17 protein-coding genes are annotated in these 16,433 nt (G+C 70.0%); 11 read left to right on the top strand and 6 right to left on the bottom strand.

From position 1 onward, the window contains the following. Positions 1-237 precede the first annotated feature (237 nt). On the bottom strand, positions 238-2,034 hold the full coding sequence (locus tag PV679_RS20065) for an AMP-dependent synthetase/ligase (RefSeq protein WP_319681696.1): 1,797 nt from the start codon (positions 2,032-2,034) through the stop codon (positions 238-240). A 287-nt stretch (positions 2,035-2,321) separates the two neighbouring features. Here PV679_RS20065 and PV679_RS20060 point away from each other — a divergent pair, with 287 nt between their 5' ends. From PV679_RS20060 to PV679_RS20035, 6 genes are all read left to right on the top strand, one after another. Beyond that, entirely contained in the window at positions 2,322-3,089 is a 768-nt protein-coding gene (locus PV679_RS20060; RefSeq protein WP_319681703.1) for a metallophosphoesterase family protein, read from the top strand. Positions 3,090-3,208: 119 nt separating this feature from the next. Next, positions 3,209-3,655 (top strand): SRPBCC family protein, encoded by a 447-nt coding sequence (locus tag PV679_RS20055; RefSeq protein ID WP_319681695.1) that lies wholly within the window; start codon positions 3,209-3,211, stop codon positions 3,653-3,655. Between the two features lie 3 nt (positions 3,656-3,658). Then, positions 3,659-4,900, top strand: coding sequence for an ArsA family ATPase (locus PV679_RS20050; RefSeq protein WP_319681694.1), 1,242 nt, complete (start codon positions 3,659-3,661; stop codon positions 4,898-4,900). Between the two features lie 91 nt (positions 4,901-4,991). Further along, entirely contained in the window at positions 4,992-5,471 is a 480-nt protein-coding gene (locus tag PV679_RS20045; RefSeq protein ID WP_319681693.1) for a DUF5304 domain-containing protein, read from the top strand. Positions 5,472-5,540: 69 nt separating this feature from the next. Then, on the top strand, positions 5,541-6,482 hold the full coding sequence (locus PV679_RS20040) for an ROK family glucokinase (RefSeq protein WP_319681692.1): 942 nt from the start codon (positions 5,541-5,543) through the stop codon (positions 6,480-6,482). Positions 6,483-6,596: 114 nt separating this feature from the next. After that, a complete protein-coding gene (locus PV679_RS20035) occupies positions 6,597-7,349 on the top strand; it encodes an endonuclease/exonuclease/phosphatase family protein (protein WP_319681691.1) in 753 nt (250 codons plus the stop codon). 28 nt (positions 7,350-7,377) lie between these two features. Here the strand turns inward: PV679_RS20035 and PV679_RS20030 are convergent, their stop codons facing one another. Together PV679_RS20030 and PV679_RS20025 are read right to left on the bottom strand one after the other, a co-directional pair. Further along, positions 7,378-7,947 (bottom strand): hypothetical protein, encoded by a 570-nt coding sequence (locus PV679_RS20030; RefSeq protein WP_319681690.1) that lies wholly within the window; start codon positions 7,945-7,947, stop codon positions 7,378-7,380. Continuing rightward, entirely contained in the window at positions 7,940-8,719 is a 780-nt protein-coding gene (locus tag PV679_RS20025) for an alpha/beta hydrolase (RefSeq protein ID WP_319681689.1), read from the bottom strand. The genes PV679_RS20030 and PV679_RS20025 overlap by 8 nt, the downstream gene beginning before the upstream one ends. A 148-nt stretch (positions 8,720-8,867) precedes the next feature. On the opposite strand from PV679_RS20025, the gene PV679_RS20020 reads away from it, so the two are divergent. The 3 genes from PV679_RS20020 to PV679_RS20010 all read left to right on the top strand — a co-directional run bounded on the left by PV679_RS20020 (position 8,868) and on the right by PV679_RS20010 (position 11,768). Further along, positions 8,868-9,581: a lysophospholipid acyltransferase family protein gene (locus PV679_RS20020; protein WP_319681688.1), complete on the top strand. Its 714-nt coding sequence runs from the start codon at positions 8,868-8,870 to the stop codon at positions 9,579-9,581. A 304-nt stretch (positions 9,582-9,885) separates the two neighbouring features. After that, complete coding sequence (gene macS, locus PV679_RS20015; RefSeq protein WP_319681702.1) at positions 9,886-11,082, top strand: MacS family sensor histidine kinase; 1,197 nt, start codon at positions 9,886-9,888, stop codon at positions 11,080-11,082. Continuing rightward, the gene (locus tag PV679_RS20010) at positions 11,079-11,768 is read left to right on the top strand and encodes a response regulator transcription factor (RefSeq protein ID WP_319681687.1); all 690 of its coding nucleotides are present in this window, start codon (positions 11,079-11,081) and stop codon (positions 11,766-11,768) included. The genes macS and PV679_RS20010 overlap by 4 nt, the downstream gene beginning before the upstream one ends. 85 nt (positions 11,769-11,853) lie before the next feature. Here the strand turns inward: PV679_RS20010 and PV679_RS20005 are convergent, their stop codons facing one another. Together PV679_RS20005 and PV679_RS36210 are read right to left on the bottom strand one after the other, a co-directional pair. Then, positions 11,854-13,770: an anthranilate synthase family protein gene (locus PV679_RS20005; RefSeq protein ID WP_319681686.1), complete on the bottom strand. Its 1,917-nt coding sequence runs from the start codon at positions 13,768-13,770 to the stop codon at positions 11,854-11,856. Between the two features lie 112 nt (positions 13,771-13,882). After that, positions 13,883-13,939, bottom strand: a complete 57-nt coding sequence (locus PV679_RS36210; RefSeq protein WP_360166934.1) for a trp operon leader peptide — start codon at positions 13,937-13,939, stop codon at positions 13,883-13,885. Positions 13,940-14,078: 139 nt separating this feature from the next. On the opposite strand from PV679_RS36210, the gene PV679_RS20000 reads away from it, so the two are divergent. Beyond that, entirely contained in the window at positions 14,079-15,431 is a 1,353-nt protein-coding gene (locus PV679_RS20000; protein WP_319681685.1) for a class II 3-deoxy-7-phosphoheptulonate synthase, read from the top strand. A 167-nt stretch (positions 15,432-15,598) separates the two neighbouring features. Continuing rightward, complete coding sequence (locus tag PV679_RS19995) at positions 15,599-15,859, top strand: bacterioferritin-associated ferredoxin (protein WP_319681684.1); 261 nt, start codon at positions 15,599-15,601, stop codon at positions 15,857-15,859. A 32-nt stretch (positions 15,860-15,891) separates the two neighbouring features. On the opposite strand, the gene bfr is transcribed toward PV679_RS19995, so the two are convergent. Beyond that, entirely contained in the window at positions 15,892-16,371 is a 480-nt protein-coding gene (gene bfr, locus PV679_RS19990; RefSeq protein ID WP_319681683.1) for a bacterioferritin, read from the bottom strand. Between the last annotated feature and the right edge of the window lie 62 nt (positions 16,372-16,433).

Here is a 16,433-nt window from a genome sequence, read left to right as displayed (position 1 = left end):
GGTGAAGGGGGTCGTGCAGGGGTGGTGTCCGGGACGTAAAGCGTGATTTGTGGCGCTCGACAGCCTGTCACTGGATTGCCGGGCCGCACGCGCCGTAAATCATGCAGTCCAGGACACCACCGCGGAACGACACCCGGCGACAACCCGCACGGAACCACCGGCCCGCACCCACAACGGACCGTACAAGCCCGCAACCCGCGCCGGAGGCGACCCGCAACCCCCGCCGGACGGCGCACCTCAGGACTTGTAGATCGCTTCGATCTCGTCCGCGAACGCGTTCGCCACCACCGTCCGCTTCAGCTTCAGCGACGGCGTGATGTGCCCCGCCTCCTCCACGAACTGCGTGGCCAGCACGCGGAACTTCCGTACCGACTCCGCCTTGGACACCGCCGCGTTGCCCTCGTCCACCGCTCGCTGGATCTCCGCCAGCAGGTCCGGGTCCCCGCGCAGCGTCTCCGGCGTCGAATCCGCCGGTTTGCCGTGGTCCGCCGCCCAGCGGCCCAGGAACTCCTCGTCCAGCGTGATCAGCGCGCCCACGAACGGCCGGCCGTCGCCGACCACCATGCACTCCGCGATCAGCGCGTGCGCCCGGATACGGTCCTCGATCACCGCGGGCGCGACGTTCTTGCCGCCCGCGGTCACCAGGATCTCCTTCTTCCGGCCCGTGATCGTGAGATAGCCGTCCTCGTCGAGCGTGCCGATGTCACCGGTGTGGAACCAGCCGTCGGCCAGCGCCTCCGCGGTGGCCTCCTCGTTGTTCCAGTAGCCCGTGAAGAGGTGTTCGCCGTGCAGCAGGACCTCGCCGTCGTCCGAGATCCGCACGACCGAGCCCGGCAGCGGCTGTCCGACCGTGCCGATCTTCTGCCGGTCCCACGGGTTGAACGCGGTGGCGGCGCAGGACTCCGTCAGGCCGTATCCCTCCAGCACGGTGAAGCCGGTCCCGCGGAAGAAATGGCCCAGCCGCTCGCCCAGCGGGGCGCCGCCGGAGATGGCGTACTCGCCGCGCCCGCCGAGCACCGCGCGCAGCTTGCGGTAGACGAGCCGGTCGAAGATCTTGTGCCGGATCCTGAGGCCGAGGGAGGGGCCCTGCCGGGTGGACAGCGCGCGGCTGTACGCGATCGCCGTGTGGGCGGCCTTGTCGAAGATCCGGCCCTTGCCGTCCGCCTGGGCTTTGGCGCGCGCCGCGTTGTAGACCTTCTCGAAGACGCGCGGCACGCCGAGGATCAGGGTCGGCCGGAAGGTGGCCAGTTCCTCGGTGAGGTTCTTGATGTCGGGCACGCAGCCGAGCTTGATCGGTGCCATCACGGCGGCCACTTCGACGAGCCGTCCGAAGACATGCGCGGCCGGGAGGAAGAGCAGCACGGAGCATTCGCCCGTGCGGAAGAGGGGTTTGAGGCGCTCCACGGCGTTCCCGCACTCCGCGAAGAAGCTGCGGTGTGTCAGCACGCAGCCCTTGGGACGGCCGGTGGTCCCGGAGGTGTAGACGATCGTCGCCGGGTCGTCGGCCTTCGCGGTCGCGGCGCGCTCGTCGACCGCCGCGTCCGTGATCTCCGCACCGGCCGAGATCAGCTCGTCGACACCGCCCTTGTCGATCTGCCAGATGTCCCGCAGGACGGGCAGTTCCTGGCGTACGGACTCGACCGTCACCGCGTGCGCGGCGGTCTCCACGATCACCGCGACCGCGCCCGAGTCGCCGAGCATCCACTGCACCTGCTCGGCCGAACTGGTCTCGTACACCGGCACGGTGACCGCGCCGGCGCTCCAGATCGCGAAGTCGAGCTGCACCCATTCGAAGCGGGTGCGCGCCATCAGCGCGACCCGGTCGCCGGGCCGGATGCCCGCCGCGATCAGGCCCTTGGCGGCGGCCCGCACCTCGGCGAGGAACTGCGTGGCGGTGACATCGGTCCATGCGCCGGCCACCTTGCGGCCGAGGACGGCCACATCGGGATGCTGAGCGGCATTGCGGCGGATGAGATCCGTCAGGTTGCCGTCCGAGGGGACCTCGTACAGGGCCGGAAGGCTGAACTCGCGCAAGACTGCTGCTCCTCATCGGGCGCCGGCGCCACGGCTCTGTGTGACGCGCCGGCCGCGGTCCAAGATCGGGCAGGTGCTCCGGGGTGAGCACGACCGGACTGCCCGGACGTTACCCATCGGTACTGACTACGGATAGAGGGCCCCCGCCAGATGTTCCGTGCGTCACACGATTTCTTCGGTACTTCGCGCACAGTAGTCCACACCTCTGACAGCGCGGAAGGAACCGCAGGTCCGGGCCTGTCCACCGAGGCCGGGACAAACGTTCTAGGGTGATCGTCATGCGCGGTATGCGAGTCAATGTGATCAGCGATGTGCACGGGAACACGCGCGGTCTCACGAGGGCGGGTGAGGGCGCCGATGCCCTCATCTGCCTTGGCGACCTCGTCCTCTTCCTCGACTACGCGGATCACTCGCGCGGTATCTTCCCGGACCTCTTCGGCGTCGCGAACGCCGACCGGATAGTGGAGCTGCGCACCGCACGGCGCTTCGAAGAGGCGCGTGACCTGGGCCGGGAGCTGTGGGACGGGCTGGACATCGATCCGGCCGCCGCCATCGAAGGAGCGGTACGGCGTCAGTACGCCGAAATGTTCGCGGCGCTGCCCACTCCGACGTACGCCACGTACGGCAATGTCGACATCCCGTCCCTCTGGCCCGAGTACGCGGGGCCGGGCATCACTGTCCTCGACGGTGAGCGCGTCGAACTGGGCGGCTGGGTCTTCGGTTTCGTCGGCGGCGGGCTGCGCACGCCCATGCGCACGCCGTACGAGATCTCCGACGAGGAGTACGCCGCCAAGGTCGAGGCGCTCGGACACGTCGACGTGCTCTGTTCGCACATCCCGCCCGAGGTGCCCGAGCTGACGTACGACACGGTGGCCCGCCGCTTCGAGCGCGGCAGCCGCGCTCTGCTGGACGCCATCCGCCGTACCAGGCCCCGTTACGCGCTCTTCGGCCATGTGCATCAGCCGCTGTCGCGACGTATGCGCGTCGGCGCCACGGAGTGCGTGAATGTCGGTCACTTCGCCTCGACCGGACGGCCGTGGACCCTGGAATGGTGACGGGCGCCTTCGCGATAGCCTGCACACCGCGTACCCGGTACTGGTACAGACCCACCACACACCCCTGAGCGACCTTCTTCTCGCTTCGCTGGGGAGACCCCATCTGGAGGAGCACGGCGATGGCGGAACACACGAGTTCGAGCATCACGATCGAGGCGGCACCGGCCGACGTCATGGACGTGATCGCCGACTTCGCCCGCTATCCGGAGTGGACCGGCGAGGTGAAGGAGGCCGAGGTGCTCGCCACCGACGCCAAGGGCCGCGCCGAGCAGGTCAGGCTGGTGCTGGACGCCGGAGCGATCAAGGACGACCACACGCTCGCCTACACCTGGACCGGTGACGACGAGGTGAGCTGGACGCTGGTGAAGTCCCAGATGCTGCGCGCCCTGGACGGCTCCTACTTCCTCGCGCCCGTCGGCGACGACCGCACCGAGGTCACCTACCGGCTGACCGTCGACGTCAAGATCCCGATGCTCGGCATGATCAAGCGCAAGGCGGAGAAGGTCATCATCGACCGCGCGCTGGCCGGCCTGAAGAAGCGCGTCGAGTCCGTCCCCGGAGCCTGAGCGATGCGTACGGTTCTCGTCACCGGCCCCGGCGGCGCGGGCCGTACCACGATCGCCGCGGCGACCGCACTGGCCGCGGCCCGTCGCGGCGGGCGCGTCCTGCTGCTCTCCGGTGACGCGCTGAGCGACCAGCTCGGCACCTCGGTGGGTGCCGAGCCCACCGAGGTGGCGGACGGCCTGTGGGCGGCGCGTATCGACTCCGGCGAGCACTTCCGCACGGAGCTGCTCGCCTTCCAGGAGCGGGCCGCCGCCGGACTCGACCTGCTGGGCGCCCGGAAACTGGCCGGCGAGGAACTCACCGAGCTGCCGGGCAGCGAACAGTTCGCGCTGCTCCACGCGCTGCGCCGGGCCGAGGCCGGCGGCTGGGACATCCTGGTCGTCGACATGCCGCCGCTGCGGGAAACCCTGGCCCTGCTGGCCCTGCCCGAGCAGCTACGCCGCTATCTGCGCCGTCTGCTGCCACCGGAACGGCAGGCGGCCCGTGCGCTGCGACCGCTGATGGCCCAGCTCGCCGGTGTGGCGATGCCGTCGCAGTGGCTGTACGAGACCGCCGCGCGCCGGGACGCCGAGCTGGCCGCCGTCCAGTCGCTGATCGAGGACAGGACGACCACCCTGCGGCTGGTCGCGGAGCCGGGGCCCGCGGCGGCGGAGACCCTCCGTGTCGCCCGCACGGGAGCGGCCCTGTACGGACTGCGTGTCGACGCGCTCGTGGCGAACCGGATACTGCCCCACGACGGCGGCGGTCCCTGGCTCGCGACGCTCGTCGCCCAGCAGCGGAAATGCCTGGACGCCTGGTACGAGCAGTGGCCGCCCGACGCGTCCCTCCGCGCGGTGCACCACCTGGGCCGGGATCCGCACGGGCTCGACGACCTCACTCTGCTCGACAGCGGATCGGCCTCCAGCGCCTCCGCGCACGCGGCCGGCGGTCTGATCAGGGACGACGGACTCGCGGTGGAACCGGACGACCGGCTTCCGCGACCGGCCGACGATCCGTGGCGGGTCGAGGACCGGCTCGCCGAGGACGATCTGCTCGTCTGGTGCCTGCCGCTGCCCGGAGCGGTCAAGGGCGAGCTGTCCCTGGTGCGCCGGGACGACGAACTCCTGCTCACCGTCGGCCCGTTCCGCCGGATCGTTCCTCTGCCGTCCGCGCTGCGCCGCTGCACCGTCACCGGCGCGGCCCTCACGGACGGCGAGCTGCGGGTGAGATTCGCTCCCGACCCCGCTCTGTGGCCGCGTACGGACTGAACGGCGGAGCACCGTTCGGGTACCGTCGAGGTAAAGAACCGTTTCGCTGCCCATGGCGGACGGACCTGTCCCTGACGCGCAGGAGCATCCCATGAGCGAAGCCACCGAGCGCCCCGCCGCAGACTCGGACGCCTGGGCCACGGCGTGCGCCGAGGATCTCGAAGAGGAGAAGCTGCGCCGCCGCGCCACCTACGGACCCGCGCCCGCCTCCGCCGCCGAGGAGCTGCGCAAGCTCGTCGACGCCGTCGCGGACAAGGTGTCCTCGCTCCAGAACCCGCTGCTGGGCATGGCCGCGCAGGGCGCCGTCCAGCAGTTCATCAACCAGGCCAAGGCGGCCGTCGAGCCGGTGATCGAGCGCAATCCCGGAGTCTTCGACCATCTCGCCGCGGCCGGGAACGAACTGCTCGCCGCGTACCGCTCCGCCGTCGAGGGCCAGGAGACCCGCTGGACCCGGGGCCCGGCTCCCTCGTCCCGCGCCACGGACGCCGCACATGACACGGAGAAGTCCGACGACCCCACGGACCCCAGGGACGAAGGACCTGGTCCGGGCGGCCACATCGACCTGGACTGACAGCCGGGTGCCGGCCCTCCCTCGGGTACGGTTGGCCATAGCGGGGCTCGACCGAAAACTGAGGGACACATGGGACTCACCATCGGCGTCGACATCGGCGGCACGAAGATCGCGGCCGGCGTGGTCGACGAAGAGGGCACCATCCTGGAGACGCACAAGGTGCCCACCCCGCCGACCTCCGAAGGCATCGTCGACGCGATCTGCGCGGCTGTCTCCGGTGCCGGCGAGGGGCACCAGATCGAGGCGGTCGGTATCGGCGCCGCCGGCTACGTCGACGACAAGCGCGCCACCGTCCTCTTCGCGCCGAACATCAACTGGCGGCACGAGCCGCTCAAGGACAAGGTCGAGCAGCGGGTCGGCCTGCCGGTCGTCGTGGAGAACGACGCCAACGCCGCCGCGTGGGGCGAGTACAAGTTCGGGGCCGGGCAGGGCCACGACGACGTCATCTGCATCACCCTGGGCACCGGCCTGGGCGGCGGCATCATCATCGGCAACAAGCTGCGGCGCGGACGCTTCGGTGTGGCGGCCGAGTTCGGGCACATCCGGGTCGTGCCCGACGGTCTGCTGTGCGGCTGCGGCAGCCAGGGCTGCTGGGAGCAGTACGCGTCCGGGCGCGCTCTCGTCCGGTACGCGAGGCAGCGCGCCAACGCGACGCCGGAGAACGCCGAGATCCTGCTCAGTCTCGGCGACGGCACACCGGAAGCGATCGAGGGCCGCCATGTCAGCGCCGCGGCCCGCGCCGGTGACCCGGTGGCCGTCGACTCCTTCCGCGAGCTGGCCCGTTGGGCGGGCGCCGGTCTCGCGGATCTGGCCTCGCTCTTCGACCCGTCGGCCTTCATCGTCGGCGGAGGTGTCTCGGACGAGGGCGAGTTGGTCCTCGATCCGATCCGCAAGTCCTTCCGGCGCTGGCTGATCGGCGGCGAGTGGCGTCCGCACGCCCAGGTGCTCGCCGCTCAACTGGGCGGCGAAGCAGGGCTGGTGGGCGCCGCGGACCTGGCGAGACAGGGCTGATTCAAGTGCGACTGTGCCCGCCGTACCTCATCCGGGGTGCGGCGGGCACAGCCGTGTCCGGGCACGGCGGTGTCGGCTCGTACCGCCGTCGCCTCCTCACGTATCGTGTGACGAATGGTGAAGCCCACGCTGCCCGACTCCCGTACCGAGCCGGACGGTTCGGCGGTGATCCGGGTGCTCAGTTACAACATCCGCTCGATGCGCGACGACCGGGAGGCGCTGGCCCGGGTGATCCAGGCGTGCGCGCCGGATCTTGTCTTCATCCAGGAGGCGCCCCGCTTCTTCCGCTGGCGCAAGCGCGCGGCCTGGCTGGCCGCGCACACCGGTCTGGTGGTCCTCAGCGGCGGTGCCACCGCGTCCGGGCCGCTGCTGCTGTGCTCGATGCGCGCCACGGTCGAGCGGACCGAGGACATCCTGCTGCCGCTCACTCCTGGCCTGCACCGGCGCGGCTTCGCGACCGCGGTGGTACGGATCGGGCGGGCCCGGATGGGGCTGCTGAGCTGCCATCTGAGCCTGCGGAGCGACGAACGGTACGCGCAGGCGGGAATGGTGCTGGACCGGCTCAAGGCGATGGACGTGCCGTACGCGATCGCGGCCGGCGACATCAACGAAGGCCCGGCCGGGCCCGGTTTCCGGCTGCTGGCCGGCGAGCTCCGGGACTGCTGGGCGGCTGAGCCATGGGGTGACGAGTACACCTCGACGCCTGCGAACCCGCGTCAGCGCATCGACGCCGTCTTCGCCACCGAGGGCGTCGACGTCCTCGGCTGCGGCGTGCCGAGAGACGTGCCCGGTCTGACCGAGGACGATCTGAGGGCGGCCACCGATCACCTTCCGGTGCTGGCCGCCCTCCGCGTGCCCGCGTCCTGAAGCCGTAACCGGCTCCGGGACGCGCGGGTCAGACGACGGCGCCGCGGCCCGGGTCGTCGTCCTCGTCGTCGCCGTGTCCCATCCGCGCCACCAGAGTGGCGAAGCCACCCAGGAAACCGCCGATGCAGACGGTGGTCAGCCACCAGGTCATCTCCCACTGGAGCAGTACGGCGACCAGCATCAGCACCGGGCCGCCGATCACCGCGAGCCAGGCGAACTTGGCCGTCACATCGGACTCCGGCAGCGGCGGCGGCTCCGGCGGGACGAAATGTCCCTCGTCGCCGTCGTCGAGGTCGTCCTCCTGCGGCTCGGCCACCTGATAGTCGCGCGGGCCGCCGACACCGGGCGCGAAGACCACCGAGCCGCCCAGAGCGGGCTTCGGGTCCTCCTGTTCCTTCTCCGGAGCCGCGGGCTCCGGGTCCGGATCCGGCTTGGACCTGTTCCGCTCGCTCTCCAGCACGGCGAGACCCTCGACCGACTTGAACGGCTTGGCGCCCGGCGGATCCGCCGGCTCCTCGCCGTATCCGGCCACGATCGCGGCCCAGGCCGCGTCCTCGTCGATCGGCTGCGGCTCACGGTCCGCGTCATGCTCAGCCACCGGTAGTGCTCCCCTTCTTCCCGACACTCGGAGCGAGCCGGCTCATGAACGCGTGACTCTCCTCGAAAATCCGCTCCGCGTCATGGTCCAACGTCGCCACGTGGTAGCTCTGTTCCAGCAGGATCTCCCGGACATCCGCCGACGAGACACGGCTGAGGACCCGGGCCGAGTCCGCCGGCGGCACCACATGGTCCTGCGGGCTGTGCAACAGCAGCAGCGGCTGAGTGACCTGGGGCAGCGCACCGTCCACCAGCCGGAAGAAATTCCGCAGGGAGTGGGCGGCGTGCAGCGGCACCCGGTCGTAGCCGAGCTCCTCGCCGCCCTCCTTGGCGATGTCGTTCGTCAGCCCCTTGGTGCTGGGTACCAGATGGCGGACGACCGGAAGGGCGTAGGCGACCGCTCCGTGCACCTTGACCGCAGGGTTGACCACGACGACTCCACTGATCGCCGGGCCGTGCTTCGCGGCGAGCCGCAGCGCCAGCGCCCCGCCCATCGAGAGCCCGAGGACGAAGACCTGGGCGCACCGCTCCAGCAGCTCCCGCAGCGCCCGGTCCACCTCCGCGTACCAGTCCTGCCAGCCGGTGAGCTGCATGTCCTGCCAGCGCGTGCCGTGACCGGGCAGCAGCGGCAGGGAGACGGTCAGTCCGCGCGCGGCCAGATACTCGGCCCATGGGCGCAGCGACTGCGGGGAACCGGTGAATCCGTGACAGAGAAGGACGCCGACCTCGCCGCCCTCATGGCGGTACGGCTCGGCTCCAGGAAGGACCGGCACCGGGGTCTCCTGTTCGTGAGGCTCGGGAAGATGTACTTCACCGTACGCGACCGGACCGACACCGACCAGGTCCGTCGGTCCTCATGAAGGAGAGGACCGGCCACCCACGCGTTAAGGTCTGTGCGACAGCACACAGGAGGCATCCGAGTTGATCTACGGCGCAATGAAGTTCTCCATCGGCGGGTCCTTGAAGCTTGCCTTCAGACCCTGGGTGGAGGGCCTTGAGAACATTCCCGCCGAGGGGCCGGCGATCCTCGCGAGCAACCATCTGTCGTTCTCGGACTCGTTCTTCCTTCCGGCCGTGCTCGACCGCAAGGTCACCTTTATCGCCAAGGCCGAGTACTTCACCTCGCCGGGTCTCAAGGGCAAGCTCACCGCGGCCTTCTTCAAGGGCGTCGGACAGCTTCCCGTCGACCGCTCCGGCGCGCGCGGCGCCGGTGAGGCGGCGATCAACAGCGGGATAAAGGTCCTGGAGAGCGGTGAGCTCTTCGGTATCTATCCGGAGGGCACCCGCTCGCCCGACGGCCGTCTCTACCGTGGCAAGCCGGGCGGCCTGGCACGCGTGGCGCTCGGCTCGGGTGCGCCGGTCATCCCGGTCGCCATGATCGACACCGAGAAGATCCAGCCGCCCGGCAAGGTCATGCCCAAGCTGATGCGCCCGGGGATCAGGATCGGCAAGCCGCTGGACTTCAGCCGCTACCAGGGCATGGAGGGCGACCGCTTCATTCTGCGATCGGTGACCGACGAGGTCATGTACGAGATCATGAAGCTTTCGGGCCAGGAGTACGTGGACATCTACGCGACGGCGGCCAAGCGGCAGTTGGCCGAAGCGGCCAAGACGGCGGGGCCGGCCGGCGAGTGAGCCGAAGGGCGCGCCGCTGTCGAAAGGGAGAGCGCGCGGAGGTTCGTGAGGAACGAACGAATCGAGCACGGTCGACCGTCGGCAGTGGCATGAGGCGCCTGGAGGTGAACCGAGCCCTGAAAATGGGGGTGTGTGAGGCGAAGGGCGCGCCGCTGTCGAAAGGGAGAGCGCGCGGAGGTTCGTGAGGGCTGTGGTGGATATGCGGCTTCGCCGCGTGGCCGAATCGAGCACGGTCGACCGTCGGCAGTGGCATGAGGCGTCCGGAGGCGAACCGAGCCACAAAAAAGAGGGGGGCCGTGTGCTGATGAGGATGTCCGTCGAGCAGCCGCTGTGGCGCGCGTTGAGTGCCTACCGCCTTCTGACGATGGTCTACGCGGTCCTCCTCTTCGTCTACGAGCGCCAGCGCTTCGAGCGGCCCTGGGTCGCCGCCGGCTTCCTGACCGTCCTGGCCGTCTGGACCCTGGCCACACTGCCCAAAGTGGCCAACGCCGAGAGCTGCACCAGGCGTTTCCTGGTCGCCGATCTCACCCTGGCCCTCACCGGAATTCTGCTCACGCCGCTGGCCGACGCCCACGCCCAGCAGATCGACGAGCCCACGCTGCCTTCGATATGGACCGCGGGCTCGGTCCTCGCCTTCGCCGTCAAGGGCGGCTGGCGCTGGGCCTGTGTCGCCTCGTCCTTTGTCGCCGTGGCCAATCTCGTCGAGCGCGCCCATCCCAGCCGGGACACGCTCCACAATGTCCTGCTCGTCTGGGTCGCCTCCATCGCCATCGGTTATGTCGTCGAGGTCGCACGCGCCTCCGAGCGCACGCTCGCCCGCGCCTTGGAGATCGAGGCCGCGACGCGGGAGCGCGAGCGGCTGGCCCGCGACATCCATGACAGCGTGCTCCAGGTCCTGGCGATGGTGCAGCGGCGCGGTACGGCCCTGGGCGGCGAGGCCGCGGAGCTCGGCCGGATGGCGGGCGAGCAGGAGGTCGCCCTGCGGACCCTCGTTTCCAGCGGGCTGGTGCCCGCGACTCGTGCGCCGGAGGACGCCGCGCGGCGTCCCGGCGTCTCTGCCGCCGGGGGTGGCGAGGAGCGGTCGGAGGAGCCGGAGTTGTGTGATCTGCGCTCGCTCCTCGCGCCGTACGCGAGCTCGAAGGTCACCTTCGCGGAGCCCGGCGCGCCTGTGCTGCTCGACGCCGGGCCGGCCGGTGAGCTGGCGGCGGCTGTCAGTGCCGCCCTGGACAATGTCGGCAGACACGCGGGAGCCGGTGCCCGCGCCTGGATCCTGGTCGAGGACTGGCCGGAGGAAGTGATCGTGACCGTCCGGGACGACGGTCCGGGCATCCCCGAGGGACGGCTGGCCCAGGCCGAGGGCGAGGGACGTCTTGGCGTCGCCCTCTCGATCCGTGGCCGGCTGCGGGAGCTGGGAGGCACGGCGGAGCTGATCTCGGTGCCGGGGCAGGGTACGGAAGTCGAATTGAAGGTTCCACGGGGACGGGGGAAGGCGGCGCGATGAGCGAGCGGAGCGCGGTGGAGACGGAGCAGCCGGTCAGGGTGATGGTGGTCGACGACCATCCGATGTGGCGGGACGCCGTCGCCCGTGATCTGGACGCGGCCGGTTTCGAGGTGGTGGCGACGGCGGGAGACGGCCATCAGGCGGTGCGCCGGGCGAAGGCCACCGTCCCGGCGGTGCTTGTCCTCGACCTCAACCTGCCCGGTATGCCAGGGGTTCAGGTCTGCAAGGAGCTGGTCGGTTCCCAGCCGGGACTGCGTGTCCTGGTGCTCTCCGCCAGCGGGGAGCACGCCGATGTCCTGGAGGCGGTGAAGTCCGGCGCCACCGGCTATCTGCTCAAGTCGGCCAGTACGGAAGAGCTGACCGACGCCGTGCGCCGTACGGCCGCCGGTGATCCCGTCTTCACTCCCGGTCTCGCCGGGCTGGTGCTGGGTGAGTACCGCCGGCTCGCCTCGGAGCCCGCGCCGGTCGCCTCCGGCGAGCGCGGCGCGCCGGAGCTCACCGAGCGGGAGACCGAGGTACTGCGGCTGGTCGCGAAGGGGCTCTCGTACAAGCAGATCGCCGAGCGCCTGGTCATCTCGCACCGCACCGTGCAGAACCACGTGCAGAACACCCTCGGCAAGCTGCAACTGCACAACCGCGTCGAGCTGGTGCGCTACGCCATCGAGCGCGGCCTCGACGACGTCTGAGCGGCCTCTCGGCGGCGAGGCCGCACCACCGCCTTCGAGGAGGAGCCGGGGCGGGCGCGCGCCCCGGCTCTCCGGCCTGCCGCGCTCAGCCCTGTCCGACGCGCGTGTCTCCGGCGCCCGCGCGGAGCACCTCGGTGAGCAGCTCGGAGACGATCGCCGGACCGTTCAGTGTGAGTACGGACTCGGGATGGAACTGCACCGAGGCGAAGCCCCTTCCCCGGAGCGCGTGCACCTCGCCGCTCTCCGCGTCGCGGCTCACCTCGATGCCGTGCGCGGCCAGTTCACCGGCCGTCGCGTCGTCGCAGCGCGCGGTATAGCTGTTGTAGAAGCCGACCGTCTCCTCCCGGCCGAAGAGGCTGATCGCGGTCTGCGCGCCCTGGTACGGAAGCCGTTTGCGTACGGTCTCCAGGCCCAGCTCGACAGCGATCAGCTCATGGCCGAGACAGACACCGAGCAGACCGTGCCGCCGGGCACGGATCAGTTCGGCGGTGAGCCCGCGCAGCAGCCGCATCTTCGGATCGGCGGCGTCCGCCGGATCGCCGGGACCCGGCCCCAGCACCACCGGGCCACGGTGCGCGAACACGGCCTGGCGCAGGCCCGGTTGGTCGTAGCGCCGTACCGTCACCTCCAGGCCGGAGGAGCGCAGCAGATGACCGAGCATCGCGGTGAAGGTGTCCTCGCCGTCGATGACCAGGGCGTGTCCGGTGAGGGTCGCGGGCCCGGTGCGCATCTTCAGCCAGAACGGCGCGAGGTTCGCGCGCCGGGCGTCCAGCGCGGCCCGCACCCGTGGATCGTCGGCGAGCCGCGGCCGTCCTGACTCGTCGCGCGGCCGTCCCGGACGCACTCCCAGCGCCGCGAGCACTCCCGCCGCCTTCGCATGGGTCTCGGCGACCTCGCCGGCCGGGTCCGAGTGGCGTACGAGCGTCGCTCCGACCGCCACACGCAGCCCGCCTTCGCGGTCGATGTCGGCGGTACGGATCAGGATGGGGGAGTCGAGGGTCCCCGCGCCGCCGGCGTCCCGCCCGATGAGCGCGAGTGCGCCCGCGTAGTAGCCGCGTCCACCGGTTTCATGGCGTTCGATGACCCGGCAGGCGTTCTGGACGGGCGAACCGGTGACCGTCGCCGCGAACATCGTCTCCTTGAGGACCTCACGCACATCGAGCGAGGACCGGCCGCGCAGTTCGTACTCGGTGTGGGCGAGATGCGCCATCTCCTTGAGCCGGGGACCGATCACCACGCCGCCGCGGTCGCCGACGGTGCACATCATCTTCAGTTCCTCGTCGACGACCATGGAGAGTTCCTCGGTCTCCTTGCGGTCGCCGAGGAAATCGAGCAGCCCTTCCGGGGTCGGACCCTCCGGCGGATAGCGGTAGGTCCCGCTGATCGGGTTCATCACGACCGTCCCGCCGCTCATCCGGACATGGACCTCGGGACTGGCACCGACGAGGGTGCGCTCGCCGGTGTGCACGACGAAGGTCCAGTACGCGCCACGCTCACCGGCGAGCAGCCGCCGGAAGAGGGCGAGGGCGTCGGCGCGGCCGAAGCCGGGGATCCGGCCCTCGAAGGTCCGCCGGATGACGAAGTTCGCGCCTTCGCCCCGGCCGATCTCGTCCTCGACGACCCGTCGGACGATCTCCGCGTACCGCTCGTCGTCGATGTCGAAGGCGCCGTCCTCGACCCGTACGTCATGGGCGGGCAGCCGGTCGAGTAGCTCGTCGAGGGACAGTTCGTACGTCTCGTCCGCGATCAGTACGGACAGCGGCGTCCCGTCGTCCCGGGCGCCGAAGCCGCGCTCCCTGATCTGCCGGAACGGCACCAGGGCGAGCGAGGGCCGGTCGCCCGCCGGGAGATCGGCGAGCAGACCGGCCTCGTGCACGGAGCCGATCAGCAGCTCCACGGTGTCGTGGTCCCGGCCCGGCGTGCGCCTGCGCAGCAGGGCGAAGGGCGGGCAGTCGTCGTCCAGGAGCCGGCGGACGAGTCCGTCGAGCGGCAGGTCGGGCATCTGAGGTGTTCCTTCCGGAGGAGAGGAACGGCCCGTCTCTCCGGTCCGAGCCCGGGAAACACGGAAGGCCGCCCCTCGGGCGGCCTTCGCGGTTCGTGGTGCGCGCGGTGAATCAGTGGGCCGCCGGACGAGCGGTCCACCACCAGGTCTGATTCGAATGCGCGAACATGCGAGGCACCTTAGCGCATCAGGTGCCGGGTTGTCCGGTTACGACCCTGGGCGCGCGGGTCCCGGCTCCCGCGGGCGCCGGACGTTCCACACTGTGAGCGCTGCCCGTGACACAGCCCGCGACCACGTAATCTGGAGCCGTGACAGTGAACGCTGAGAACCCCGCCGCCCATGTGCCCTCCTGGCAAGGTCTTCCCGCTGCCCAGCAGCCGGAGTATCCGGACCAGGAAGCCCTGCGCGAGGTCGTGGCCGAGCTGAAGTCGTATCCGCCGCTCGTGTTCGCGGGCGAGTGCGATCAGCTACGCGCCCGGATGGGAGCCGTCGCCAAGGGCGAGGCGTTCCTGCTGCAGGGCGGCGACTGCGCCGAGGCCTTCGACGCCGTCTCCGCGGACCAGATCCGCAACAAGCTGAAGACGCTGCTCCAGATGGGCGCCGTTCTCACCTACGCCGCTTCCGTGCCGGTGGTGAAGGTCGGCCGGATCGCGGGCCAGTACTCCAAGCCGCGTTCCAAGGGAACCGAGACGCGCGGCGGCGTGACGCTGCCGACCTACCGCGGCGACTCGGTCAATGGCTTCGCCTTCAACGAGAAGGACCGGATCCCGGATCCGGAGCGGCTCAAGCGGATGTACAACGCGTCCGCCGCGACGCTCAATCTGGTCCGCGCCTTCACCACCGGCGGTTACGCCGATTTGCGCCAGGTGCACGCCTGGAATCAGGACTTCGTGAAGTCGTCTCCGTCCGGGCAGCGCTACGAGCAGCTCGCGCGTGAGATCGACAACGCGCTGAACTTCATGAAGGCCGCGGGCACCGACCCGGCGGAGTTCCGCACGGTCGAGTTCTACTCGTCGCACGAGGCGCTGCTGCTGGACTACGAGTCCGCGCTGACCCGCGTCGACTCGCGTACGGGCCGGCTGTACGACGTCTCGGGTCATATGGTCTGGATCGGTGAGCGCACCCGCCAGCTCGACGGCGCGCACATCGAGTTCGCCTCGAAGATCAACAATCCGATCGGGATCAAGCTCGGCCCGTCGACGACCGTCGACGAGGCGCTCACCTACATCGACCGGCTCGACCCGGACCGTGAGCCGGGCCGGCTGACCTTCATCGTCCGGATGGGCGCCGACAAGGTCAGGGACAAGCTGCCCGAGCTGGTCGAGAAGGTCACGGCCTCCGGCGCCACGGTGGCGTGGGTGACCGACCCGATGCACGGCAACACCTTCGAGGCGGCGTCCGGCCACAAGACGCGCCGCTTCGACGACGTGCTCGACGAGGTGAAGGGCTTCTTCGAGGTCCACAAGGGCCTCGGCACCCACCCGGGCGGCATCCATGTCGAGCTGACCGGCGACGATGTCACCGAGTGCGTGGGCGGCGGCGACGAGATCTTCGTCGACGATCTGCACCAGCGCTACGAGACGGCGTGCGACCCGCGTCTGAACCGCAGCCAGTCGCTGGACCTGGCGTTCCTGGTCGCCGAGATGTACCGCGACCAGTAGGCGGCGGGGCGGACACACATACGACGGTGGGGCGCGGATCGATGTGATTCGCGCCCCACCGTCGTGTCCGTGGCTTTTGCGTACCGCGAGTCACAGGTAAGGTTAGGTTTGCCTCACCGGAGAGTCCGGGCGGCCTGAACCAACGACCTCGCCGGGAGGTGAACCGCGTGTACGTCTGCTCATGCTTCGGTATCACCGAGACGCAGGTCAGGGAGCACGCGGAAGCCGGTGCGTGCACTCCGCGTCAGATAGCGTCGGCCAGCAAGGCCGGCACCGACTGCGGTTCGTGCGTCCGCCATATCCAGTCGATCCTCGGCCGAGGCGGCTGCCCGCGCCGTGAGCTGCTCGGTCAGGCCGGGGCCGCTTTCCGGGCGCCGGTGGACGGTACGGCGGCGGCTCCGGCCGCCGGTCTGGGTGAAGCCGCGTAGGCACGAAGCCGCGTAGGCGTCGGCGCTTGGTGTCAACTGTCCGGCTGTTCGATGACCTGGGCGATGTAGAGCGCCTCGCCGAGCTTCTCGACCAGTGCGAGCTGGGTGTCGAGATAGTCGATGTGGTGTTCCTCGTCCGCCAGGATCGACTCGAAGATGCCTTTCGACGTGTGGTCGTCCTTGACCCGCATGACATCGATCCCGCGCTTCAGACGGTCGATCGCCTCCACCTCGACCTGCCGGTCGGCCTGGAACATCTCGGTGACGGTCTGGCCGACGCGCACATGGAAGAGCCGCTGGTAGTTCGGCAGGGCCTCCAGGAAGATGATCCGGTCGGTGAGCAGCTCGGCGTGCCTCATCTCGTCGAAGGACTCGGCCCGGGTGTACTTGGCGAGCTTTGTCCAGCCGAAGTTCTCCTGCAGCTTCGCGTGCAGGAAGTACTGATTGATCGCGGTCAACTCGGCGGTCAGTTGCTCATTGAGAAACTCGATGACCTCGGGGTCGCCCTGCATCGCGGCGCTCCTTCCAGGCGAGTGACGAGGCAGAATGCGCGCATCCTCGCACGGTGATCAGT

Origin of the sequence: Streptomyces sp. AK02-01A (genome assembly GCF_033795305.1) — a bacterium.
GTDB lineage: Bacteria > Actinomycetota > Actinomycetes > Streptomycetales > Streptomycetaceae > Streptomyces.
This window is presented reverse-complemented; position numbering and strand designations above follow the sequence as displayed.